This window comes from Falsirhodobacter sp. alg1, assembly GCF_000739715.2.
Classification (GTDB): Bacteria; Pseudomonadota; Alphaproteobacteria; order Rhodobacterales; family Rhodobacteraceae; genus Falsirhodobacter.
Genome location: NZ_BBJC02000088.1, coordinates 1 through 536 on the forward strand (window position 1 = coordinate 1; position 536 = coordinate 536).

The 536-nt window shown below is 62.1% G+C and carries 1 protein-coding gene and 2 pseudogenes; all 3 read right to left on the reverse strand.

Annotated features, from left to right (window positions below; translation table 11 throughout):
• Nucleotides 1-219: MltA domain-containing protein (locus TR36_RS14330; protein ID WP_192841380.1), on the reverse strand; the 219-nt coding region annotated here is incomplete at its 3' end.
• Nucleotides 215-343, reverse strand: a pseudogene (gene rimM, locus TR36_RS15280) (ribosome maturation factor RimM); the annotation flags it as partial. The pseudogene rimM and the gene TR36_RS14330, both read right to left, overlap by 5 nt.
• A gap of 44 nt (nt 344-387) precedes the next feature.
• Nucleotides 388-536, reverse strand: a pseudogene (locus TR36_RS14335) (30S ribosomal protein S16); the annotation flags it as partial.

Here is a 536-nt window from a genome sequence, read left to right on the forward strand (position 1 = left end):
ACCCCGCTGGACCATTTCCCGCCCGATAGAGCGGTATTCCGAGCCGTTCTTGCCTGCATAGCCCAAGCGTACGGATCGGCCGTCCGGCAGGCGCAATCGACCCGACCCCTGAACTTGCAGAAAGAATGCCTCGGCCGGATCCTCCAGCCACGCAATCTCCAACCCACGTCCGGCAAGGGCAGCGGGCATATCGGCGCGGGGAATTGCAACTGCGTCCATCCTCGGTACCAAGCGGGCCGTAATCGGCAATCGCTTCGGGCACGGCGCAGAAGCTTTTCAGCCGCACCTCTCCCCGAACACCGAACGCGCCGGAAATAGCGCCTACGCAGATCCTGTCAGCCATCGCCATTCCCCCATGAAGGAANGGGGCCTAAGNCCCCCGNCCGATCACTCTTCTGCAGCAGCTTCGGCAGGTGCAGCGTTACGGGCAGCTTTTTTCGCAGCCAGATCGGTTGCCTTCTTGCCGGGAACAGCGGCTTTCGGGTTGTTGCGAACCGTCTTTTCCTTCAGGCCGGCTGCTTCCAGAAAGCGTGCAA